This is a genomic window from Pseudomonas sp. Q2-TVG4-2 (genome assembly GCF_013620795.1).
Taxonomy (GTDB): domain Bacteria; phylum Pseudomonadota; class Gammaproteobacteria; order Pseudomonadales; family Pseudomonadaceae; genus Stutzerimonas.
In genome coordinates this window covers 206929-228326 of sequence record NZ_LGLW01000003.1, presented here as the reverse complement: position 1 = coordinate 228326, position 21398 = coordinate 206929, and the positions used below count along the sequence as shown (strand labels likewise).

Genomic DNA, 21398 nt, shown 5'->3' with positions numbered 1-21398 from the left:
CTTTGTGCAGCGCGTTCGGCCGACGGCTTTTGCTCCGCAGACCCGGTCCGGTCTACCCTTCGAGACAGGCACACAGTCCAAGGCTCGACCATGATGACCCGGCAAACCGCCGTCCACGCCCAAGATCACGCCCCCTCCTACTATGCCGCCAGCACCAATCGCGCGCTCAACTTCGCCGCGCTGCGGGGTGAGCAGGAAGCGGATGTCTGCGTCGTTGGTGGCGGCTTCAGCGGGCTTAACACGGCCATCGAACTGGCCGAACGCGGCTTTTCAGTAGCGCTACTGGAAGCGCATCGGATCGGCTGGGGCGCCAGCGGGCGCAACGGTGGCCAGCTGATTCGCGGCGTCGGCCATGATGTCGAACAGTTCCAGCCGGTGCTTGGCGCCGAGGGCGTGGACGCGCTCAAGCGCATGGGCTTCGAAGCTGTCGATATCGTCCGACAACGCATCGAGCGCTACGCCATCGACTGCGACCTGACCTGGGGCTATTGCGACCTGGCGACCAAGCAACGGCACGTTGACGGTTTCGAGGCGGAGCATGCCGACCTCAAACGCCTCGGCTATCCCCATCCGCTGCGCCTGGTTCCCCGGAGCGACATGCACGAGGTGATCGGCTCCGATTGCTACCTCGGCGGGCTGGTGGACATGGGCTCGGGCCATCTGCATCCGCTCAATCTGGCTCTGGGTGAGGCCGCTGCGGCGCAGTCGCTGAGCGTGCGTCTGTTCGAAGGCGCAGCAGTCGAACGGATAGATTACGGCCCGCAGGTGCGTGTACATACGGCAGAGGGTAGCGTTCGCGCGAAGCACTTGGTGCTCGCCTGCAACGCGTACCTATCGAGACTGCAACCGGCCCTCGCGGGCAAGGTGCTGCCAGCGGGCAGCTACATCATCGCCACAGAGCCGTTGCCCGAGACGCTTGCCCACGAGCTGCTTCCGCAGAATATGGCGGTCTGCGATCAGCGGGTAGCGCTGGATTACTTCCGTCTTTCCGCCGACCGCCGCCTGTTGTTCGGCGGCGCCTGCCACTACTCCGGCCGCGACCCGAAGGACATCGCCGCCTACATGCAACCAAAAATGCTCAAGGTGTTTTCACAGCTGCAGGGCACCAGCGTCGACTACCAATGGGGCGGCATGATCGGCATCGGTGCGAACCGGCTGCCGCAGATCGGCCGGCTCACCGATCACCCCAACGTCTACTATGCCCAGGCCTACTCCGGCCACGGGCTGAACGCCACCCATCTGGCCGGCCGGCTGCTCGCCGAGGCCATCAGCGGCCAGGCTCAGGGGCGCTTCGACCTGTTTGCTCGCGTGCCGCATCCGACTTTCCCCGGCGGTCAGCGGCTGCGCTCGCCGCTGCTGGCGCTGGGCATGCTCTGGTACCGGCTCAAGGACCAGTTCTGAATTTCGCCGTTGCGCTGGCGTCCAATTGCCAAGGATCGATAACAACGAAACGGAGCAGACCCTTGCGCATATCTCTGATGTTCCTGGCGCTGCTGTTGCTGGCTGGCTGCGCCGGGCACGTGGTTTCCCCGCCCTCGTCGCATGTCCTGCCGAACCAGGATTCGGAACTGGCTCGGCATGTCGATTCGCTGGCCGTCGACCAGTCGGCCGGCCACTCGGGTTTCCGTCTGTTGCCGGCCAGCGCTGAAGCGTTCGCGGCGCGGATCCAGATGATCCGGGCCGCCGAAACGAGCCTTGATGTTCAGTACTACATCGTCCACGACGGCTTGAGTACGCGAGCGCTGATCGACGAGCTGATCAAGGCTGCGGATCGTGGTGTCAGGGTCCGGCTGCTGCTCGATGACATCGGCAGCAGTGGCAGCGATTACCAGACCGCAATCCTGGCAGCCCATCCGAACATCCTCATTCGCATCTTCAATCCGCTGCATGTCGGCCGCAGCAACATCGTCACCCGTACGCTGGGCCGGCTGCTGCATCTCTCCCAGCAACACCGACGCATGCACAACAAGCTGATGTTGTCCGACAGCAGCCTGGCCATCGTTGGCGGTCGCAATCTGGGTGACGAATATTTCGACGCCGACAAGGGCCTCAACTTCACGGACATCGACCTGCTCGGCGCAGGGCCGGTTGCCCGGCAGCTGGCAACCAGCTTCGATCAGTACTGGAACCATCCCCTTAGCGTCCCCATCCAGCATTTCCTGCGGCGCCCTCCTCGCATCGAGGAGCTGGACGAGGCACGCCGACAGATCACTCAGTATTTGCAATCCGAGCAGCAAGGAAATCCGCAGCGGTATGAGCGCCTGATGGCGGAACTGGACGAACCACCGCTGAAGACGTGGCTGGACGACCTGATCTGGGCGCCGGGTGAGGCCATGTGGGATCACCCGGAAAAAATCAACGCCAGCGGCATTCCCGACGAGCGTCTACTGCTGACCACTCGGCTACAGCCGAGCATGGATGCGGTGACGCGCGAAATGACCTTGATTTCGGCCTATTTCGTTCCCACCCAAGAGGGTGTCGACTACCTCGCCGGCCATGCCGAAAACGGCGTGGCCATTCGGGTTCTGACCAATTCGCTGGAAGCCACCGATGTACCCCTCGTTCACGGCGGATATGCACCCTATCGCCGACCGCTCCTTGAGGCTGGCGTGCGGTTGTTCGAATTGCGTCGACAGCCCGACCAGGAGGCGTCCTACAACCTGGGCGGCGAATCGGAATCGAGCCTACACAGCAAGGCGGTAATATTTGACCGGCAGGATGTGTTTCTCGGCTCGTTGAATTTCGACCCACGATCGATTCTCTGGAACACAGAGGTCGGCATCCTGATCGAGAGCGCCGAGCTGGCCAGCGAGGTGCAGCGACTAACGCTCGAAGGTACCTCGCCGACGGTCAGCTACGAAGTCCGCCTGGTGAAACTCGACGGCCACGAGCAGCTGATCTGGATCGCCGAAGACAATGGTCGCCGCAAGGTGCTGCTGGATGAACCCGGCGGCGCCTGGCGGCGCTTCAACGCCTGGTTCAGTCAGATGATCGGACTGGAACGGATGCTCTAAGCGGGCCTACGAAATGTTGAGGTGCATGGCGATCCGGCCAACATAGCCTGTCAAATTGCCGTTCCGCTTGATTTCACCCCTTCGTGTGATACCAAGGTGCCATCGGCTGGCTAGGCTGCCAATGCCAATGCCAATACGGCACTTGCTTCTATAAAAATAAAAAGGAGCGCGAGATGCATCATCGCAAATGGATATGGATGGCCGTTTTGCTGGCGAGCTGGCTTCCAGGGCTGCTCAATTCCGCCAAGGCTCAGACGTTTACCGCACTGGAGGGCATGCAGATACATGCCAACCGCGCCACTAGCAGCCTGCTGCTCTATCGCGGCGAGGGATTTCAGAAAGCGCATCTGGCGCGCATGGAAAACGATCTCAAGGCGCTGGCCGATACCGTTGCCAGCTTTCCTGGCAGCAGCAACGAGCTGCGCGAGCTGCACCAGGCGCTGCAGGCTACGCTGCGCGAGGGCGCAGGCTTCGGCTACGAAGAAGACGATATGCCCTGGGGCTGGCCGCTGCAGATGAGCAAGGCGCTACGCGACTTTCTGACCGAGGTACGCAGCCAGCAGGGTGCCGATTTCCGCGCCGAACTGCCGGCCAAGGTGGAGTACCTGACCGTTCAATATCTGAGCCGCGCCTATGTCGGCTCCTTTGAGACTGCTCGAGAACAACCGGATACCTACCTCGGCCAGGATGAGCGGCGCCTGGTGCCCTCTATCGACGAGCAGCTCGCCGCGCTCGACAGCCAATCGGACCCTGCTATCGCCAAGCTGAAAACCCGCTGGGACTTTCTCAAGGTGGCCCTGGAAGACATGAATAGCGGCAACAACAGTTTCAATACCGCCTCGGGCCGAGCGTTTGCGCCGATCATGGTCGACCGCCATGCCCGCAGCCTCAGCGATCAGTGGATGGCACTCGCTACCAACTGAAAGCCCTGCAGTCAGGCATCGATCGGGCGCTGGTGCAGCCGTACCGGTCCAACCCGCGCCTCGATGGCCTGACGCAGCGGCTCACGCAAACCAAGCAGGAACCCCAGCTCGGCCGCGACGAATAGCGGCCCGATGATCAGCCCGGTCAGGTCATCGACGAACGCCGGCTTACGCCCTTCGAAGTAGTGCCCAACGAACTGGATGATCCAACCCACAACGAACAGACCGGCGCCGGCACTTAGCCAGACCGTGGTCGACTGCTGCGCCAATCCTGCGCCGATCCACACGCAGAGCAGCAGTACCGCCGCCATGAGCACGGCAAAGCGAAGATCCAATCGCAGATAGAACAGGGTCGCTGCCAACGCAACCGGCGCGACCGGACTCAGCCGTAGCCCGAACGCCTCCACCCCTGGACGTGACAGCAGCACAGCAACCGCCAGCACTATCATCGGAATGCCGATGAAATGGCTCAATAGGTTGCGAGGGTCACGGTGATAGGCCGCGTACTGCGCCAAATGATCAGTCAAGGTTTTCATGGGCGAGCTCCGGATGGCTTTGTGCAGCAAGCTTAGCCAGCTTGCCGGCATGCAGGGCGGCGACGAGCGATGTTCGTGTGCCAAAGGCTACGGCTCTTGTGCCAACGCGCCGCTTGCCCGCTATGGCTCGGGGCGGTAACCCAGCCGCAGGCCGCCCCAATGACGACCATTCACCATGATCGGCACCGAAAGGTCATGCATCAGTTCGCCGGTGTCGCGGCTATAAGTCTGCAACAGGACCTTGCGTTCATGGCTGCCGCAGCGCCCACCCGTGCGGTCATTGAATAGCCGCTTGCTGCGGCTCTTGACCTTATCGATCTCCGGATCGCCCACCGGGGGCTGGCTGAAGGCGCGGTTGTGGGTTGGCACGTAGCCATCCGGTGTGGTGGCAATGGCGTAGATCAACGCACCGTCAAGCGCGAGCAACGGCTCCTGGATCGCCGGCAGGACTTCATCGGCGTAGCGGTCGAAGCGGGTGCTGTAACGAATTGGATTGGTCCCCGGCTGCGCCTGGTAATTGCGATCGAAAAGATCATCGACGGTGAGCCGCCCGGCTTGCAGATCCGCCTCGAAGCGCGCACCAACGGCCGCCGCGCCCTCTCGGGCCAGGTCAAAGATGCGCTGATGGTAGTCATCGAGCTGCACCTCCGCGAGCTGCTCGCTGACGGTTTCCGCCTGGCCGACGAGTGTCTCGGCAGCCTGCTCCAGCTGGCGGGTCTGGGTTCCGCTCTCCAGCGCATCGCCGCGCAGTTGCTCCAGCGCCACGAACAGCTGCGCGAGCCGTTCGTGATTGCTGGCCGTGCCGGAGGCAATTTCGGCCACCTGGGTTTCGACATTTCCGGCCAGGTCCGCGATGCCGCTGAGCTGGGTCCCGGTCCCGGCAATCTGCGCCGCGGCCTGGTCAAGCTCACTGGCCTGTTTCTGTATATGGCTGACCACCGCCCCGCTCTGCTCGCGGATGTCGCTGACCATTCGACCGACTTCCTCGGTGGCGCTGCTGGTACGTCCGGCAAGGTTGCGCACCTCGTCAGCCACCACGGCAAATCCGCGACCGGCCTCCCCGGCACGGGCGGCCTCGATCGCGGCATTGAGCGCAAGCAGGTTGGTCTGGCTAGCGATGGACTGGATCACATCGGTGATCTGCCGTATCTCTTCGGTACGCGCCGAAAGCCCGTCCAGCAGCTCACGACTCGCTTCGGTCTGCGCGCTGAGTTGTTGCATTCGCTCGATGGCATGCTGCAATTCTGCCCGCCCGCTATCGCTGCTGCGCCGCACCGCTTCGGCCGCTTCGAGCGTCTGGCGCGCACGGGTGGCGCTGTCCTGCTCGGTCGTGGTCATGGCCTCTGCACCCTGGGCAATCTCGCTGATCGCCGCCAGCTGCGATTGCAGGCGCGCCGCCAGTTGCTCAGCACTGAACGAAACCTGTGCCGCCGACAGGGCGTTGTGGCAGGTATGACGCGATAGACTCTTGCTCAGGGCAGCGGAGCTCAAGGCATCGGTGTCGGCTGCAGCCGGGACCTTCGCCTCGGTGCGCCAAGGTCCAAACCAAGGCCACAGGCCAAGTAGCAGAATAGAGATCGCAGTCAGATAGAACGGCAGTCCCATCCAGCCATGAAAAAGCAGCAGTCCCAGCAAGGCTGCTGCGTGCAACAGACAGGCCTTGGGGTGAAGGCGGAAGGCAGGGCGCATCGGTGGCCTCTTGTTTTCATCCGGTAAAAAGATGGTTGTACCACCCCTGCCACCAATAAACATCGTTCCTTGGTAGCACATAGCCATCTCGGCCAGCAGAAAACGATTCCATGACGTTTCCTGCCGCCTGGGATGGCCGGGTCTACCGGGTTAACGGCAGCCTATCGCCAACCTTAAGCTGCCCCTCGAGAGCGAATGATTGCTCCTAATTTCGCGCCACTCAGCGCGGCGTGTCCGGCGCGCTAAGCGGCAGACCGAGCTGCACCCGGCGACGCAGCCATGGGCTTGGGCGATAACGAGGTTCATGGCCGTAGCAGGTCTGCATGCCCTCGAGAATCGTGAGGATCCGCGCAGGATTGTAGTGCGCGGCAAATCCCAAGGGGCCCTTCGGATAGCCGAGGGCAATGGTCACAGCGCGATCGAGCGTGTCCGGCGAGGCGATGCCCTTCTGCGCGATTTCGCAGCCGAGATTGACGATGCTGGCTACGATTCGTTGGCTGACGAAGCCCGGGGAATCGTTGATCACCTCCACGGGCACGCCATCCGCCCCCAACGCCTGACGCGCCTGCGCTTCCAGCGCCGGATCGAGTGCAGGCTGGCGCATCAGCACGCGGCGTCTGTCGAGGTCGCTGAAGATGTCCAGTGCGATGGTACGCACCGCCGGCAGCGCCAGCCGCTCTATGCAGCTACTGGCATCCTCGCCCAGCGGCGTTATCAGGCAGATCGCCTCATTAGACGGCTCGGCACCGTCTTCGAGCACGGCACCGGACTGCTGCAGAACCGAGCCGATATGACTGCGCAGCTCGGGCTCGATGCTGTCGAGCCAGAACGGACGGTCGATGATCACCGGCTCGAAGCGGGGCTCCGGCGAGCGAATCTGCTGCCCGTTCTCGTAACGGTAGAAACCCTGGCCGGTCTTGCGTCCGAGCAACCCTCCGGCGACCCGCTGCGCCGCGAGGTAGGAAGGTGTGTAGCGCGGGTCGTAATAGAACTGGTCGTGCACCGACTCCATCACTGCGTGGGAAATATCCAGACCGGTCAGATCGAACAGCTCGAACGGGCCCATACGGAAGCCGGGACCGTCACGCAGGATGCGGTCGATCTGTTCCGGCGTGGCGATGCCCTCACTGAGGATTCGCTGCGCCTCAGTGCCATAGGCGCGGCCGGCGTGGTTGACGAGAAAACCGGGGGTGTCGGGAGTGATGGCGGGGAAGTGTCCGGCATGCTCGGCCAGTTGCACCAGCCGGTCGATAACCGTCGGATCGGTGCGCTCGCCGCGGACCACTTCGACGAGCTTCATCAAAGTGACCGGGTTGAAGAAGTGATAGCCCGCTACCCGTTCGGGGCGCGTACAGGCACTGGCGATGCGGGTCACCGACAACGACGAGGTATTGGTTGCGAGCACGGCGTCAGCGGCAATCAGGCCTTCCAGCTCGACGAACAGGCTCTGCTTGGCTTCGAGGTTCTCGACGATGGCTTCGATCAGCAAATCGCAGCCGGACAGCTCGGCCAACTGATGGGCCGGCTGCATGCGTTCAAGAATCGGCGGCAGCTCATCGGCGGTCAGACGCCCCTTGGCTACACTGCGCTCGAGCAGCTCTCGGTTGAATTGCAAGGCCTGCTCAATGGCTTCGGGGCGACTGTCATACAGCCAAACCTGCTGGCCGGCACTGGCGAACAACTGCGCGATGCCGCGCCCCATGGCGCCAGCGCCGATGATGCCGATACGGGAAAACATGCGAACCTCCTCGATGGATGGCGTTGCGACTGTCTGGGACTACCATTTTCATTTCGCAGTGCGAAATGTGATTCCGCCTTTATTGACCAAGAGCCTAAAGACTGCCAGTCTCCTTAGCAAGCTATCCGTGATCGAACGCCATGCCCGACTCTGACTATTCGCCCGCCCAGTTACAGCAGGTTCACGCCTCCGTTACCGGCTTTTTTCAGGATATGGGCTGCGAACTGCTGGCTTATGGTCCGGAGCACGCCACCCTCGCGCTGGAGCTGCTTCCGCGCCACTTGAACAATGCTAGCAACATGCATGGCGGTGTCATGGCCACTTTGATGGATGTCGCCATGGGCTTGTGCGGCACCTGGGAGACGGACCCGGCAGAGCGCCGAGTGGCGCTGACGCTTTCAATGAACATCAATTTCACCGCCCCCGCGTCCGCGGGCAGCCGCATCAGAGCCGTGGCTCGGTGTCGCTCCGGCGGGCATAAGGTGTTCATGGCCAGCTGCGACCTTCTGGATGAAAGGGATCGGCTGATCGCCTTCGGCGAAGGGGTATTCAAGCGTGGCGCCTTGCGCCGTGAGCTGCCCGTCTAGATGACTGCGCTACTGCCCCTGGCACTGCTATTTGAGCTGTTGGCGCTGACCACTCAGTTTCAGCCGCTGAGTGTCATCAGCGGTTCCCTTCTGACCGTATTCTTCGTCTGGCACTGGCGCTCGCTGATGCCTTATCCGCGGCGGCTCGGGATGGTCACTCTGGCGCTGTTCGGCTACTGGCTGCTGGCTGGAGATGCGAGCTGGCAACAGGGCGCACGCATGCTGTCTTCGGCGGCCTATTACGCCGCCTTTATAGGCGCGCTGGGGCTGATGCATTGTCTGGTCAAGCGCCTGAAAAAGCTCAGCGAGCTGCATCGTCTATTACTGGCAGGCCCACGCGCCTGGCTCTATCCCGGCTATCTGATGAGTACCTTCGCGATCAGCTCGGTGCTTAGCTTCGGCATGCTCAACCTGATTTGCGGATCGCTGGAAAGTCATCTCGAGCACCGCCGGTATAGCGACACACAGCGCCGCGAAGGCCGGCGTGGCGTCATGGTCACCGCCCTGCGCGGATTCGCGCTGGTGCCCCTGCTGGCACCCACCAGCGTCGCAGTGGCGATCCTGACCCGCGAGCTCCCCGGTCTCAGTTGGAGCATGCTGTTGCCATTCGGGCTAATCGGAGGCCTGCTCCTGTTGCTATTCGGCTGGCCAACCGAAAACCGTCGCCTGCTGCAGCTCATCGACCAACCGCCCGCGCATGAGCCGAACGCGCAACAGCCCAGCGGTAGCTTGCGCGGACTGCTTATCGGCAGTTTGATCGGTATCGCCCTGATCGCCCTCCTCGCTGCGCTGACCTGGCTGTCCGCCACCCAGGCCGCCATGCTGCTGGTGCCCATCGCGGTCATCGTAATCCTGCTATGGCAACGGATCGCACCTCGGCAGGTGTTCAGCGAGGTCAGCGAAACACTCATCGGCATGCGCAACGAGACGTTCATCTTCGCCAGCGCAGCACTGCTCGCCGGTCTGGTTGCAGCAGTGCTGCCAGTGCATCACCTGGCGGGCCAGCTCGGCAGTACGCCACTGGTGCTGTTCGCGCTCGGCACCTTCGGCGCACTGGCCATCATGGCGCTGGCGCTGCTCGGTGTCGCCCCGCTGATTTCGCTGAACCTATGCGCGGCGCTGCTGGCCCAGCTGGCAAGTCAGGGTCTGGACGTGATGCAGCCAGCAGTGGCGCTGCTCTTCGGCTTTTCGCTGGCAATGCTGCTCTCGCCTTACGGACCTTCTGCGTTATTGCTGGCCCGCCATGCCCAGCTCTCCCCCTGGCGCATCGCCGTTGGCTGGAATGGCCGTTTCGTTTTGAGCGTGCTGCTCCCGCTGTTGCTGGTTCCACTGCTGGCATGAGGCGCCGTGGAGGCCTACATCCAGCCGTATTCGGCCATGGACAACGGTTCGCCGTCGCCGACGATGAAATGATCAAGCACCCGTACGTCTATCATGGCCAGCGCATCGGTGAGTTTGCGCGTCAGTTGCCGATCGGCCTGGCTCGGCTCAGCCACCCCGGATGGGTGGTTATGGGTGAGAATCACCGCGGCGGCATTTTGCGCCAATGCGCGTTTGACCACTTGCCGCGGGTAGACGCTGGCGCCGTCGATAGTGCCGTGAAACAGCACCTCGAAGGCCAGCACGCGGTGTTTCGAATCAAGGAACAGGCAGGCGAACAACTCATGCGGCTCGTGCCTCAGCCGCGCTTTGAGGTAGTCGCGCACAGCCTGCGGACTTTCCAGCGCAGAATCGCGACGGATACGCTCGGCCAGATGCCGCCGCGCCATTTCCAGCACCGCCTGCAACTGTGCGAACTTGGCCGGCCCGAGCCCTAAATGGCTGCTGAATTGCTCGAGATCACTCTCCAGCAGCGCACGCAGGCTACCGAATTCGCTGAGAAGATGCCGGGCCAAGTCCACCGCGCTCTTGCCGACCACTCCGGTACGCAGAAAGATCGCCAGCAATTCTGCGTCGGACAGGACCGCCGCGCCTTGCTCCAGAAGCTTTTCCCGCGGGCGTTCCGCCGCGGGCCAGTCACGAATGCTCATGTCACCTCCATGTCGAGCGTGCGTCCTTTTCCAGTGAGGTCGCTGTGCTATCTTAGCGGCCTTTTATCCACGGCAACCGGCCCCCGCCGGAACCAGTTCTCACCTGTAACAAGGCAGGCCTATGCAGCGGCTTTATCGTAAACGCATCGTCCTGGGCGTCGGCGGCGGCATCGCTGCCTACAAAAGTGCCGAGCTGGTTCGCCGGCTCCGCGACCAGGGCGCCGAAGTTCGCGTCGTGATGACCAGCGGCGGTCGCGAATTCATCACCCCGCTCACCCTCCAAGCCCTGTCTGGCCATCCGGTCCATCTGGACCTGCTCGACCCAGCTGCCGAGGCCGCGATGGGCCATATCGAACTGGCACGCTGGGCCGATCTCGTACTGGTTGCGCCCGCCACGGCGGATCTCATGGCACGCTTGGCACAAGGCGTCGCTAACGATCTGCTGACCACCCTGGTGCTGGCAACCAATGCCCCGGTCGCCCTGGCCCCGGCTATGAATCAGGCGATGTGGGCCGATCCGGCGACCCAGGCCAACCGGGCCCTGTTGCAACAACGGGGCATTCGCCTGTTCGGTCCCGCCTCTGGCAGCCAGGCCTGCGGCGATGTTGGCATGGGCCGAATGCTGGAGGCGGACGACCTGGCCCAGGCCGCCGCCGACTGCTTCGAACGCAGTCTGCTGACCGGTCTCCATCTACTGATCACCGCCGGGCCGACTCAGGAGAACATCGACCCAGTGCGCTACATCACCAATCACAGCTCCGGCAAAATGGGGTTCGCGCTGGCCGAAGCCGCCGCCGAAGCCGGTGCGCGCGTGACGCTGGTCGCCGGGCCGGTGTTCCTGCCGACACCCGACCGCGTGCAGCGCATCGATGTGGTCAGCGCCCGCGACATGCTCCTCGCCTGCGAGGCAGCGATGCCCTGCGACCTGTTCATTGCCGCCGCGGCCGTTGCCGATTACCGCCCGGAAGTGGTCGCACCGCACAAGCTGAAAAAAGATCCCACCAAAGGTGACGGCCTGCTTCTGCAGATGGTCCGTAATCCCGATATCCTCGCCACCCTGGCCGGACGTGACGACCGCCCTTTCAGCGTCGGCTTCGCCGCCGAAACCGAAAACCTGCTGGAGTATGCCTCGCGCAAACTGCGTGACAAGAACCTCGACCTGATCGTGGCCAATGACGTGGCCAACCCCAGCATCGGTTTCAACAGCGAAGAAAATGCCGTCACGGTCATCGACCGGCAGCAGCACGAAACCCGCTTCAGCCAGGCCAGCAAGGGGCACATTGCCCGCCAGCTGATCGCCTTCATCGCCGACCGCTTTCATCAGGCCTAACCATGCACAAACTCCAAGCGAAGATCCTCGACCCGCGCCTCGGCCGGGATTTCCCCCTGCCCGAATATGCCACCAGCGGTTCCGCCGGGCTCGACCTGCGCGCCATGCTGCAAGCCGATACCACACTCGAGCCGGGCCAGACCCTACTGATCCCCACCGGACTGTCGATTCATATCGCCGACCCGAATCTGGCGGCGCTGGTGCTGCCGCGCTCCGGGCTCGGCCATAAGCACGGCATCGTGCTCGGCAACCTGGTCGGGCTGATCGATTCCGACTACCAGGGCGAACTGATGGTGTCCTGCTGGAACCGCGGCCAGTCGAGTTTCAACATTGCGGTGGGCGAGCGCATTGCGCAGTTGATGCTGGTGCCGGTGATCCAGGCGCAATTCGAACTGGTCAACGAGTTCGACAGCAGCGACCGCGGCGCAGGCGGATTCGGTCACTCCGGCAGCCACTGAGCCAGGCCCGCTTTTTAAGGACGATTCGAGGAGCTCCATGAAACTCTTCAAGCGCACCGCCAAGGACGCCGGCGTACTCAACCCCGCCGATGCCACCTCCTCACCGCCCCGCCGTAGCGCAGGCCTCAAGACGCTGGTGCCCGGCCTGCTGCCGGGTTTGCTGGGGCTCGCTGCCGCCGGCGCGCTGCTCTGGATCGCTTACCAATCCAGCCAGCGGCAGCATGTATCCGAACTGGCCGAGGCCTGGAGCCAGAGCCAAGCCTCGGCCGTCGAGCAGGCGCTGCGGCAGCTTGCCGACGATACCCAGGCAGCCGCCCGTGACCCTCAGCTGCTTGTTGCCCTGCGCAGCGAGCAGCCCGTGCGTATACGTGCCGCCGAGCGTGAACTGGGCTATCGCGACGGCGTGATCGATGCGCATATCAGCCTGCGTGGTCAGGCTCGGCAGAATCCTGACCGTGCCGGCCCGCTGAATTTCGCCGCACTCGATCTACTGCAGCGGGCGGAAAACGGCGGTCATCCAGCACCCGAGGCGTTCAGAGTCGGTAATCGCTGGTTGCTATACAGCGCTGTGGCCCTGCGCCCAAGCCAGCAAGAGCCGGTCGAAGGGACACTGCTGATGGTGACCAGCCTGGAACGCTTCCTGGCTACGCTGCCGAAGCTGCCGGCCGAAGCCGGCCAGCTTCGGCTGGTTCAGCAATTCAGTAACGGCCCGGCACAACTGCTCTCCCAACGGGGCGATGCGGGGCAGGAAAGCGAGGCGATCAATCTGCCGTCCACCAACCCGAACTGGAAACTCAGCTTTCTGCCTGGCGCAGCACTAAGCGCCACGGTACCGCCCCCCCTGCCGTTGCTCGCAGCCGCACTGGCTGCACTCTGCGGTCTTTTGCTGGGACTACAGATGGTACTGAGCGCCCAGCAGCGGCGGCTTCGTGAAGATGTCATGCATTTGGGCCGGATGGTCCAGGAACTCTCCACCGGCAAGACCATCCAAACACCGACTTTGAGCCTGCCGGCGCTCGATGCGCTGGCCAAGAGCCTAGTCCGCCTGCCGCTGCGAGCTGCTGGGCCGGCTAAGGTCAAAGCGCCAGCCACGCCGCCGCCAGCGGTTCGGCAAGCCCAATCCACCGAGTACGTCGATCCCCTGTTCCAGGACACCGATATTCTCGACATCGACATTCTCGACGAGGACCAGGACTGGCTTGGCCTCGACACCAAGGAGCGAGAAACCGCAATGAGTGCCCCCAAAGCCCCGCAACTGCCTGCCAGCATCTTCCGTGCGTACGATATCCGTGGCGTGGTCGGCGACACCCTGACCAACGATACCGCTTACTGGATAGGCCGCGCGGTCGGCTCCGAGAGCCTGGCCCAGGGCGAGCCGAACGTGTCGGTTGGCCGCGATGGCCGGCTGTCCGGCCCGGAGTTGGTTCAGCACCTGATTCAGGGGCTTGTGGATAGCGGTTGCAGTGTCAGCGATGTCGGCATGGTGCCGACGCCTGTGCTCTATTACGCGGCCAACGTGCTGGCCGGCAAGTCCGGAGTCATGCTTACCGGCAGCCACAATCCGCCGGACTACAACGGTTTCAAGATCGTCATCGCCGGCGACACCCTCGCCAACGAGCAGATCCAGGCGCTGCGCCAGCGCATCGAGACTGGCAATCTCAACGAAGGCGTCGGCCAAGCCGAACAGGTCGATGTGCTGGAAAGCTACTTCAAACGCATCCGCGACGACGTAGCGCTGGCCAAGCCGCTCAAGGTGGTGGTCGACTGCGGCAACGGCGTGGCCGGTGTCATTGCCCCTCAACTGATCGAAGCCCTGGGTTGCCAGGTCATCCCGCTGTTCTGCGATGTCGACGGCAACTTCCCCAACCATCACCCAGACCCGGGCAAGCTGGAAAACCTCGAAGACCTGATCGCCAAGGTCAAGTCGGAGAATGCCGACCTGGGCCTGGCCTTCGATGGCGATGGTGACCGCGTCGGCGTGGTGACCAATGCCGGCACCGTGGTGTTCCCCGACCGCCTGCTGATGCTGTTCGCCAAGGATGTGGTCTCGCGCAACCCGGGCGCCGACATTATCTTCGACGTCAAATGCACGCGCCGCCTGACCCCGCTGATCAGCGGCTACGGCGGTCGCCCGGTGATGTGGAAGACCGGCCACTCGCTGATCAAGAAGAAGATGAAGGAAACTGGTGCCTTGCTCGCTGGCGAAATGAGCGGCCATATCTTCTTCAAGGAGCGCTGGTACGGCTTCGACGACGGCATCTACAGCGCCGTGCGGCTGCTGGAGATCCTCAGCCAGGACAAGCGCAGTGCCGAGCAGGTTTTCTCGGCGTTCCCCAATGACCTGTCGACTCCGGAAATCAACATCACGGTCACCGAGGAAAGCAAGTTCACCATCATCGAAGCGCTGCATCGCGACGCTCACTGGGGCGAGGCCAACATCACCACGCTCGACGGTGTGCGTGTCGACTACCCGAAAGGCTGGGGCCTGGTTCGCGCGTCCAACACCACACCGGTGCTGGTGCTGCGTTTCGAAGCCGAAAGCGAGGAAGAACTCAAGCGCATACAGGAAGTCTTCCGCGCGCAGCTTTATACTGTCGCGCCTGACCTCACCCTGCCGTTCTGATTTGCGGAGCCTTGCATGACCCTCAGCCGTGAAGCCGCCACCCAATTCGCCCAGGTTTTGTCCGAAGCGCTGCCCTATATTCGCCGGTTCGTCGGCAAGACGCTGGTCATCAAGTACGGCGGTAATGCGATGGAAAGCGAGGAGCTGAAAACCGGCTTCGCCCGCGACATCGTGCTGATGAAGGCGGTCGGCATCAACCCGGTAGTGGTTCACGGCGGCGGCCCACAGATCGGCGATCTGCTCAAGCGCCTGAACATCGAAAGCCACTTCATCGATGGCATGCGGGTCACGGACAGCCAGACCATGGATGTTGTTGAAATGGTGCTTGGCGGTCAGGTCAACAAGAGCATTGTTAGCCTTATCAACCAGCACGGCGGCGCCGCTATCGGCCTGACCGGCAAGGATGCCAAGCTGATCCGCGCCAAGAAGCTCAAGGCCACGCGGCAGACAGCCGAGATGACCTCGCCGGAAATCATCGACATCGGCCACGTCGGCGAGGTCACCGGCGTGAATACCGAGCTGCTGGAGATGCTGGTGCGCGGCAACTTCATCCCGGTCATCGCGCCGATCGGCGTCGGCCCCGATGGAGAATCGTACAACATCAACGCTGATCTGGTGGCAGGCAAGGTAGCCGAGGCGCTCAGGTCGGAAAAACTGATGCTACTAACCAACATCGCCGGCCTGATGGACAAGCAGGGGCAGGTCCTCACCGGGCTGACTACAGTGCAAGTCGACGAGCTGATCGCCGATGGCACCATCTACGGAGGCATGCTACCGAAGATCCGTTGCGCGCTCGAGGCGGTCCAGGGGGGCGTGCACAGTGCGCATATCATTGATGGCCGCGTGCCCAATGCGGTATTGCTGGAGATCTTCACTGACATCGGCGTCGGCACCCTGATCACCAACCGCAAGTAGGTACCGGATCGCTACGCAAAAACCCAGCGCTTTCGTTGAGAATGCTGGGTTTTTTATCGGTCGCTATTCGAACCTACCTGGATTGCCCGAGCAGCTCGCCGACTCGCTGGTGCTCCCGGACGAAACTGGCTTCAGCCTGTTTGCGGGCCTGGTTGTAGCGCTCGATATCGCGCCGTAGGCTGGCCTGTTCTTTGCGGAGATTATCGATCTGCGTCAGCAGCTGTTCGGGCACCTCACGCCCGGCGCGCTCGTGCCCGGCCGCCTGGCTCTGCAGATTCGCCTGCTGGGTACGCAGCGATTGCAGATTGCCCCGAGTGACGCCGATCACGCTGTCGAGCTCCGACAACTTTCGCGCCTTGGCGCGCTCGACATCCTTGACACTCGCATACAGACGCAACAGCTGAGCATCCGAATTGGCGCGCGCCTTGGCTTCGAGTAGCCGCTGACGCTCCTCGGGCGTCGGCGCAGGCGGTATCACGCGAGTGACGCGGCCCTGGTCATTCAGCACTTCATAGCCCTTGCCAATGTGCTGGGGCGGAACGCCCTGACGATTGAGTACTACCACTCCCTTGTCGTCGACATAGCGATACAGCTCAGCCTGCGCGGCTACTGACACCAGCAGGCCGCACATCAACAGCACCCTGACCCTGCTCCCTACTCGCATATTCCTGCCCCTTCGTATCCAGTTCGCACCGGCACAGCGCACCGAAACGCCTGATATTTTTATGTCGCGCCGAGCTTATACAAAGCCGCTGCACGTGCGCAGCAATAAGCACACCAACTGACGATTACCGGCCCTGCCCTGCAGCGTTCAGACGACAACCGGCATCCAGCGCGGAGCGGTCAGAAACTAGGCGCTTGACCGTATCGGACAGTCGAGCGAGCCGGACCGGGAAACAGCCATCGCCAGCGGTGTTGTATTGCGCAGGCCGAGCTCACGGGGCGGTCCTAAATCGTCAGTAGCTGACAAAGCAGAACACCGTCCAAGCATCACACCGCCATCGATGCTCAGACTCATGATGGCCAGTTCGATAAAAACCGACTCAGATCCCGTACTGATCGCGGTACGCCTCGACCGCTGGCAGATGCTGCCGGAGCTGCGCGTCCTGAGCCAGGAAGTCCAAGACCTGAGCCAGCGAAACGATGCTCACAACAGGCATCCCGTAGTCCCGTTCCACTTCTTGAATTGCCGATAATTCGCCTTGCCCGCGCTCCTGCCGATTGAGCGCAATCAGCACGCCTGCCGCCTCCGCGCCTTGCGCACGGATGATCTGCATGACCTCACGGATGGCCGTTCCGGCAGTAATGACATCATCGACAATCAGCACGCGCCCGGTGAGCGGCGAGCCCACCAGCGTGCCGCCTTCGCCATGATCCTTGGCCTCCTTGCGGTTGAAGCACCAGGGCAGGTCGCGCTGATGGTGCTCGGCCAGAGAGATCGCCGTTGCCGCCGCCAGCGGGATGCCCTTGTAGGCAGGGCCAAAGATCACATCGAAGTCGATGCCGCTGTCGGCCACCGCCGCCGCGTAGAAGCGCCCCAACTGAGCCAGCGCCGAGCCGGTATTGAACAGTCCGGCATTGAAAAAATAAGGACTGGTGCGCCCGGATTTCAGAGTGAACTCACCGAAGCGCAGAACACCGCGTTCGATGGCGAAGCGAATGAAGTCCCGCTGGTACGCCTGCATGAAGAATATTCCCGGAAGACACTGGTTTAGCTAATTACAAAGAGCTTGGGTTATCATACACGCACGTGTTTTTAGGGGCCATTTATGCGGATCATCAGCGTCAACGTGAATGGCATTCAAGCGGCGGCACAGCGGGGTCTCCTCAGCTGGCTGCAAGCGCAGAATGCCGATGTCATCTGCCTGCAGGATACCCGCGCCTCCGTAGTAGAACTCGACGATCCGGCCTACCAGCTCGATGGCTATTTTCTCTACACGGTCGACGCGGAAATCCCCGAACAGGGCGGCGTTGCGCTGTATTCTCGACTGCAGCCGAAAGCCGTGATCATGGGGCTCGGTTTCGAAACTGCCGACCGCTACGGCCGCTACCTCCAGGCCGACTTCGACAAGGTCAGTATCGCCAGCCTACTGTTGCCCACCGGGCGCGGCGGCGATGAAGAACTGAACCAGAAATTCAAGTTCATGGACGACTTCGCCCATTACCTGGACAAGCAGCGCCGCAAGCGCCGCGAATACATCTATTGCGGCTCGCTGCATGTAGCTCATCAGAAGCTGGACGTGAAGAACTGGCGCGACTGCCAGCAATCCACCGGTTTCCTGGCGCCTGAGCGCGCCTGGCTTGACGAGATATTCGGCAACATGGGCTATATCGACGCGCTACGTGAAGCCAGCCGCGAGGGTGACCTGTACAGCTGGTGGCCGGACACCGAACAGGCACAGATGCTCAATCTGGGCTGGCGTTTCGATTATCAGATCCTTACCTCGGGCATGCGCCGCTTCGTGCGTAACGCCCGCCTGCCGCGTCAGCCGCGCTTCTCGCAACACGCCCCGCTGGTGGTCGATTACGACTGGACGCTGAGCCTTTAAGCCGGGAGCGAGCCAGAGCTGGGCGTTGCTAGGCTCTGTTGCCTACAAGGCTTCAGGCTATTTGACGATCCGCCAGCAGAACGGATAGCGATAAGGCCTGCCTTCGTTCGCGCGAATGCCGGCAATCACCACCAGCACCAACGCCACCACGCTAATCAACGCCATCAGCGGAAAGCCGATCAGAATCCACGCCAGCACGCCGCAAATCATCAGCAGAATGCTGAAAGTTATTTGGAAATTCAGCGCTTCCTTTCCCTGCTCATCGACGAAAGGGTCCATGTCCTTTTTCAATTGCCAGACGATCAACGGGCCCAGCACGTTGCCGATCATTGGCACCAGGAACCAGAAGAACGCCGAGTAATGACAGAACATTGCCCACTGCCGCGCTTGCGGCGAGGGCTGCGGCATCAGTTCTTGGTCGGACATGGCGTTCTCCTTCGGCTCAGTCGGCGAGCGCAGCCAGTTGCAGGGCAAACAGCTCTTTCATGCCGCCTTGCGCCAGCGCGAGCATGGCGTTGAGTTCTTCCGGCTGGAAGGGAGCACCTTCAGCGGTTCCTTGCACCTCGATGAAACCACCAGCACTGGTCATCACGACATTCAGATCGGTTTCGGCGGCCGAGTCTTCCAGATAATCCAAGTCGAGCACTGGCTCACCTTGGTAGATCCCTACTGAAACCGCGGCAACCATTTGCTTGAGCGGATCGCCGCCCTTCAGCCCACCGCGCTTCTTCAACAATTTCAGAGCGTCGACAAGTGCCACCATCGCCCCGGTAATCGAGGCAGTGCGCGTGCCGCCATCGGCCTGTATCACGTCGCAATCGATATAGATGGTGTTCTCGCCCAGCTTGCTCATATCCAGTGATGCACGCAGCGAGCGCCCGATCAGCCGCTGGATCTCCAGGGTGCGGCCGCCCTGTTTGCCGCGGCTCGCTTCACGCTGGTTACGCTCGCCCGTGGCGCGGGGCAGCATGCCGTACTCGGCCGTGAGCCAACCCTGGCCCTGGCCTTTGAGGAAACGCGGCACGCCATTTTCGATGCTGGCAGTGCAGATCACCTTGGTATCACCAAACTCCACCAACACCGAACCCTCGGCATGCTTGGTGTAGTTGCGGGTGATGCGGATCGAACGCAGCTGGTCGGCGGCGCGGCCACTGGGTCGCTTCATGGGACTTGTCCTGCTTCTGGGAATGAGTTGCGCCCATTATAGAGGTGTCGGGCGGGATGAGGGCCACCGCCGAGCCATTCTGCACTTCGCCTTTCACGTAAACTGGCCGCCCCCACCGAACCAGGCGCCTACCAAGGCAATGCGCGTACGCCAATGCGCGTTTTTCCTTTACAATCCTTCGCCTTTCGCACCGCACCGAGGGGGTTACCCAATGATCCACAGCATGACGGCCTTCGCACGCGCCGAGCAGGCCGGCGGCCACGGCACCCTCAGCTGGGAGATCCGCTCGGTGAACCACCGCTATCTGGAGCCGCATCTGCGCCTGCCGGACGCATTCCGAGACTTGGAAGGTGCGGTCCGCGACGCGTTGCGCAAGGGTCTTTCGCGCGGCAAGGTCGAATGCACGCTGCGCTTTGCGGAGGACGCCTCTGGCCGCTCGATGCAGGTGGACAGTGATCGCGCCAGACAGTTGATTGCCGCAGCGGAAAACCTCGCGGCGTTGATCAAGCAGCCCGCCGCGATCAACCCACTGGAAGTGCTCTCCTGGCCTGGCGTGCTGGTGGGCGATTCGGCCGATCCGCAAGCACTCAACAGCGCGGCCCTGCAACTGTTCCACGACACCCTGACGGAGTTGAAAAGCGGCCGTCAACGCGAGGGTGAGGAGCTGGCCCGACTCATCAATGAACGCCTTGATGCGATCACCGAGGAAACCGCCACGCTACGCTCGCAGGTCCCGCAGATGCTCGCCGCGCAGCGCCAGAAGATCCTCGAACGCTGTGCGGACATGCGCGTCGAACTGGATCCGCAGCGCCTCGAGCAGGAAATGGTGATGCTAGCGCAGAAGAGCGATGTCGCCGAAGAGCTTGACCGCCTGACTACTCACGTCAACGAAGTGCGCCGGGTACTGAAGTCCGGCGGCGCTGCCGGGCGGCGCCTGGACTTCCTCATGCAGGAGCTCAATCGCGAAGCCAATACCCTGGGCTCCAAGGCGTTCGACCCACGCAGCACGCAGGCGGCGGTGAGCCTCAAGGTGCTCATCGAGCAGATGCGCGAACAGGTCCAGAACATCGAATAGCAACTACGCTTGGCTTGAATGGCGGATCGACCGTCCGCGCGCCAGGCATACCTTAGCAACCGTACAGAGAATTACATGTCAGCCTCCACCGGTACGCTCTACATTGTTTCCGCGCCTTCCGGGGCCGGAAAGACCAGCCTGGTCAAGGCCTTGCTCGATGCGCAGCCGCAGGTCCGGGTTTCGGTTTCGCACACTACACGCCCCATGCGTCCGGGCGAGGTCGACGGGGTCAACTACCATTTCGTCAGCCGTGAGGACTTCCTTGAGCGTCTTGAACATGGTGAGTTTCTCGAGCACGCCGAGGTCTTCGGCAACCTCTACGGCACATCGCAGCGCTGGCTTGAGCAGACCCTGAGCGAGGGCTACGACCTGATTCTGGAAATCGATTGGCAGGGCGCTCAGCAAGTCCGCCGACTGATGCCGCAGGCAAAATCGATTTTCATACTGCCGCCCACTCAAGAGGCGCTGCGCCAGCGGCTGACCAACCGCGGCCAGGACAGCGATGATGTGATCGAGAAGCGCATGCGCGAGGCGGTCAGCGAAATGACCCACTATGTCGAATACGATTACTTGGTCATCAACGATGATTTTGCCCACGCCCTGATCGATCTACAGGCGATTTTCCGCGCCAACCAGTTGCTGCAAGCCGCTCAGCAGAAGCGTTTCCGCCGCCTGCTGGAGGAACTGCTGGCCTGAGTCAGCCCGCAATTACGAGGCCGCGCCAGCTACGCTGGTCGGCCTGACGGAGCCTCACGACACCTTGAGC

20 protein-coding genes are annotated in these 21398 nt (G+C 62.4%); 12 read left to right on the top strand and 8 right to left on the bottom strand.

Annotated features, from left to right (window positions below):
- The first annotated feature begins 90 nt into the window (after nucleotides 1-90).
- From H3028_RS07450 to H3028_RS07440, 3 genes are all read left to right on the top strand, one after another.
- The gene (locus tag H3028_RS07450; protein ID WP_258237725.1) at nucleotides 91-1401 is read left to right on the top strand and encodes an FAD-binding oxidoreductase; all 1311 of its coding nucleotides are present in this window, start codon (nucleotides 91-93) and stop codon (nucleotides 1399-1401) included.
- 62 nt (nucleotides 1402-1463) lie between these two features.
- Nucleotides 1464-3014, top strand: coding sequence for a phospholipase D family protein (locus H3028_RS07445; RefSeq protein WP_375154396.1), 1551 nt, complete (start codon nucleotides 1464-1466; stop codon nucleotides 3012-3014).
- A gap of 173 nt (nucleotides 3015-3187) precedes the next feature.
- The gene (locus tag H3028_RS07440; RefSeq protein WP_181296398.1) at nucleotides 3188-3937 is read left to right on the top strand and encodes a hypothetical protein; all 750 of its coding nucleotides are present in this window, start codon (nucleotides 3188-3190) and stop codon (nucleotides 3935-3937) included.
- Between the two features lie 11 nt (nucleotides 3938-3948).
- Here the strand turns inward: H3028_RS07440 and H3028_RS07435 are convergent, their stop codons facing one another.
- The 3 genes from H3028_RS07435 to H3028_RS07425 all read right to left on the bottom strand — a co-directional run bounded on the left by H3028_RS07435 (nucleotide 3949) and on the right by H3028_RS07425 (nucleotide 7900).
- A complete protein-coding gene (locus H3028_RS07435; RefSeq protein WP_181296397.1) occupies nucleotides 3949-4473 on the bottom strand; it encodes a DUF962 domain-containing protein in 525 nt (174 codons plus the stop codon).
- Nucleotides 4474-4593: 120 nt separating this feature from the next.
- Nucleotides 4594-5811 (bottom strand): methyl-accepting chemotaxis protein, encoded by a 1218-nt coding sequence (locus H3028_RS07430; RefSeq protein ID WP_375154398.1) that lies wholly within the window; start codon nucleotides 5809-5811, stop codon nucleotides 4594-4596.
- Between the two features lie 571 nt (nucleotides 5812-6382).
- Complete coding sequence (locus H3028_RS07425; RefSeq protein WP_181296395.1) at nucleotides 6383-7900, bottom strand: 3-hydroxyacyl-CoA dehydrogenase; 1518 nt, start codon at nucleotides 7898-7900, stop codon at nucleotides 6383-6385.
- A 140-nt stretch (nucleotides 7901-8040) separates the two neighbouring features.
- Here H3028_RS07425 and H3028_RS07420 point away from each other — a divergent pair, with 140 nt between their 5' ends.
- The gene (locus H3028_RS07420; protein WP_181296394.1) at nucleotides 8041-8487 is read left to right on the top strand and encodes a PaaI family thioesterase; all 447 of its coding nucleotides are present in this window, start codon (nucleotides 8041-8043) and stop codon (nucleotides 8485-8487) included.
- A complete protein-coding gene (locus H3028_RS07415; RefSeq protein ID WP_181296393.1) occupies nucleotides 8488-9828 on the top strand; it encodes a hypothetical protein in 1341 nt (446 codons plus the stop codon). It begins immediately after the preceding gene.
- 14 nt (nucleotides 9829-9842) lie between these two features.
- Here the strand turns inward: H3028_RS07415 and radC are convergent, their stop codons facing one another.
- Nucleotides 9843-10517 (bottom strand): DNA repair protein RadC, encoded by a 675-nt coding sequence (gene radC / locus H3028_RS07410; RefSeq protein ID WP_181296392.1) that lies wholly within the window; start codon nucleotides 10515-10517, stop codon nucleotides 9843-9845.
- Nucleotides 10518-10638: 121 nt separating this feature from the next.
- On the opposite strand from radC, the gene coaBC reads away from it, so the two are divergent.
- From coaBC to argB, 4 genes are all read left to right on the top strand, one after another.
- Complete coding sequence (coaBC, locus tag H3028_RS07405) at nucleotides 10639-11847, top strand: bifunctional phosphopantothenoylcysteine decarboxylase/phosphopantothenate--cysteine ligase CoaBC (RefSeq protein WP_181296391.1); 1209 nt, start codon at nucleotides 10639-10641, stop codon at nucleotides 11845-11847.
- Between the two features lie 2 nt (nucleotides 11848-11849).
- Nucleotides 11850-12305 carry a dUTP diphosphatase gene (gene dut, locus H3028_RS07400; RefSeq protein WP_168425417.1) on the top strand — a complete coding sequence of 152 codons (456 nt, stop codon included), beginning with the start codon at nucleotides 11850-11852 and terminating at the stop codon, nucleotides 12303-12305.
- Nucleotides 12306-13536: 1231 nt separating this feature from the next.
- On the top strand, nucleotides 13537-14928 hold the full coding sequence (algC, locus tag H3028_RS21070; protein WP_219919998.1) for a phosphomannomutase/phosphoglucomutase: 1392 nt from the start codon (nucleotides 13537-13539) through the stop codon (nucleotides 14926-14928).
- A gap of 15 nt (nucleotides 14929-14943) precedes the next feature.
- Nucleotides 14944-15843 carry an acetylglutamate kinase gene (gene argB, locus H3028_RS07390; RefSeq protein WP_181296389.1) on the top strand — a complete coding sequence of 300 codons (900 nt, stop codon included), beginning with the start codon at nucleotides 14944-14946 and terminating at the stop codon, nucleotides 15841-15843.
- A gap of 73 nt (nucleotides 15844-15916) precedes the next feature.
- Here argB and H3028_RS07385 read toward each other — a convergent pair whose 3' ends face one another.
- Nucleotides 15917-16507 (bottom strand): DUF4124 domain-containing protein, encoded by a 591-nt coding sequence (locus H3028_RS07385; RefSeq protein ID WP_181296388.1) that lies wholly within the window; start codon nucleotides 16505-16507, stop codon nucleotides 15917-15919.
- A 379-nt stretch (nucleotides 16508-16886) separates the two neighbouring features.
- Entirely contained in the window at nucleotides 16887-17528 is a 642-nt protein-coding gene (gene pyrE / locus H3028_RS07380; RefSeq protein WP_181296387.1) for an orotate phosphoribosyltransferase, read from the bottom strand.
- Nucleotides 17529-17612: 84 nt separating this feature from the next.
- On the opposite strand from pyrE, the gene H3028_RS07375 reads away from it, so the two are divergent.
- A complete protein-coding gene (locus tag H3028_RS07375; protein WP_181296386.1) occupies nucleotides 17613-18392 on the top strand; it encodes an exodeoxyribonuclease III in 780 nt (259 codons plus the stop codon).
- Nucleotides 18393-18449: 57 nt separating this feature from the next.
- On the opposite strand, the gene H3028_RS07370 is transcribed toward H3028_RS07375, so the two are convergent.
- Both H3028_RS07370 and rph read right to left on the bottom strand, forming a co-directional pair.
- Nucleotides 18450-18818 (bottom strand): DUF4870 domain-containing protein, encoded by a 369-nt coding sequence (locus H3028_RS07370; protein WP_181296385.1) that lies wholly within the window; start codon nucleotides 18816-18818, stop codon nucleotides 18450-18452.
- A 16-nt stretch (nucleotides 18819-18834) separates the two neighbouring features.
- Nucleotides 18835-19557, bottom strand: coding sequence for a ribonuclease PH (gene rph, locus H3028_RS07365; RefSeq protein WP_181296384.1), 723 nt, complete (start codon nucleotides 19555-19557; stop codon nucleotides 18835-18837).
- Between the two features lie 211 nt (nucleotides 19558-19768).
- Here rph and H3028_RS07360 point away from each other — a divergent pair, with 211 nt between their 5' ends.
- Together H3028_RS07360 and gmk are read left to right on the top strand one after the other, a co-directional pair.
- Nucleotides 19769-20632: a YicC/YloC family endoribonuclease gene (locus H3028_RS07360; protein ID WP_181296383.1), complete on the top strand. Its 864-nt coding sequence runs from the start codon at nucleotides 19769-19771 to the stop codon at nucleotides 20630-20632.
- Nucleotides 20633-20707: 75 nt separating this feature from the next.
- A complete protein-coding gene (gene gmk, locus H3028_RS07355) occupies nucleotides 20708-21328 on the top strand; it encodes a guanylate kinase (protein WP_181296382.1) in 621 nt (206 codons plus the stop codon).
- The last annotated feature ends 70 nt before the right edge of the window (nucleotides 21329-21398 follow it).

Excerpts from the sequence above, each read along its gene's own strand:
- H3028_RS07450 (WP_258237725.1), top strand. The coding sequence starts at position 91 with ATGATGACCCGGCAAACCGCCGTCCACGCCCAAGATCACGCCCCCTCC.
- H3028_RS07440 (WP_181296398.1), top strand. The coding sequence starts at position 3,188 with ATGCATCATCGCAAATGGATATGGATGGCCGTTTTGCTGGCGAGCTGG.
- H3028_RS07435 (WP_181296397.1), bottom strand. The coding sequence starts at position 4,473 with ATGAAAACCTTGACTGATCATTTGGCGCAGTACGCGGCCTATCACCGT.
- H3028_RS07430 (WP_375154398.1), bottom strand. The coding sequence starts at position 5,811 with ATGACCACGACCGAGCAGGACAGCGCCACCCGTGCGCGCCAGACGCTC.
- H3028_RS07425 (WP_181296395.1), bottom strand. The coding sequence starts at position 7,900 with ATGTTTTCCCGTATCGGCATCATCGGCGCTGGCGCCATGGGGCGCGGC.
- H3028_RS07420 (WP_181296394.1), top strand. The coding sequence starts at position 8,041 with ATGCCCGACTCTGACTATTCGCCCGCCCAGTTACAGCAGGTTCACGCC.
- H3028_RS07415 (WP_181296393.1), top strand. The coding sequence starts at position 8,488 with ATGACTGCGCTACTGCCCCTGGCACTGCTATTTGAGCTGTTGGCGCTG.
- radC (WP_181296392.1), bottom strand. The coding sequence starts at position 10,517 with ATGAGCATTCGTGACTGGCCCGCGGCGGAACGCCCGCGGGAAAAGCTT.
- coaBC (WP_181296391.1), top strand. The coding sequence starts at position 10,639 with ATGCAGCGGCTTTATCGTAAACGCATCGTCCTGGGCGTCGGCGGCGGC.
- dut (WP_168425417.1), top strand. The coding sequence starts at position 11,850 with ATGCACAAACTCCAAGCGAAGATCCTCGACCCGCGCCTCGGCCGGGAT.
- algC (WP_219919998.1), top strand. The coding sequence starts at position 13,537 with ATGAGTGCCCCCAAAGCCCCGCAACTGCCTGCCAGCATCTTCCGTGCG.
- argB (WP_181296389.1), top strand. The coding sequence starts at position 14,944 with ATGACCCTCAGCCGTGAAGCCGCCACCCAATTCGCCCAGGTTTTGTCC.
- H3028_RS07385 (WP_181296388.1), bottom strand. The coding sequence starts at position 16,507 with ATGCGAGTAGGGAGCAGGGTCAGGGTGCTGTTGATGTGCGGCCTGCTG.
- pyrE (WP_181296387.1), bottom strand. The coding sequence starts at position 17,528 with ATGCAGGCGTACCAGCGGGACTTCATTCGCTTCGCCATCGAACGCGGT.
- H3028_RS07375 (WP_181296386.1), top strand. The coding sequence starts at position 17,613 with ATGCGGATCATCAGCGTCAACGTGAATGGCATTCAAGCGGCGGCACAG.
- H3028_RS07370 (WP_181296385.1), bottom strand. The coding sequence starts at position 18,818 with ATGTCCGACCAAGAACTGATGCCGCAGCCCTCGCCGCAAGCGCGGCAG.
- rph (WP_181296384.1), bottom strand. The coding sequence starts at position 19,557 with ATGAAGCGACCCAGTGGCCGCGCCGCCGACCAGCTGCGTTCGATCCGC.
- H3028_RS07360 (WP_181296383.1), top strand. The coding sequence starts at position 19,769 with ATGATCCACAGCATGACGGCCTTCGCACGCGCCGAGCAGGCCGGCGGC.
- gmk (WP_181296382.1), top strand. The coding sequence starts at position 20,708 with ATGTCAGCCTCCACCGGTACGCTCTACATTGTTTCCGCGCCTTCCGGG.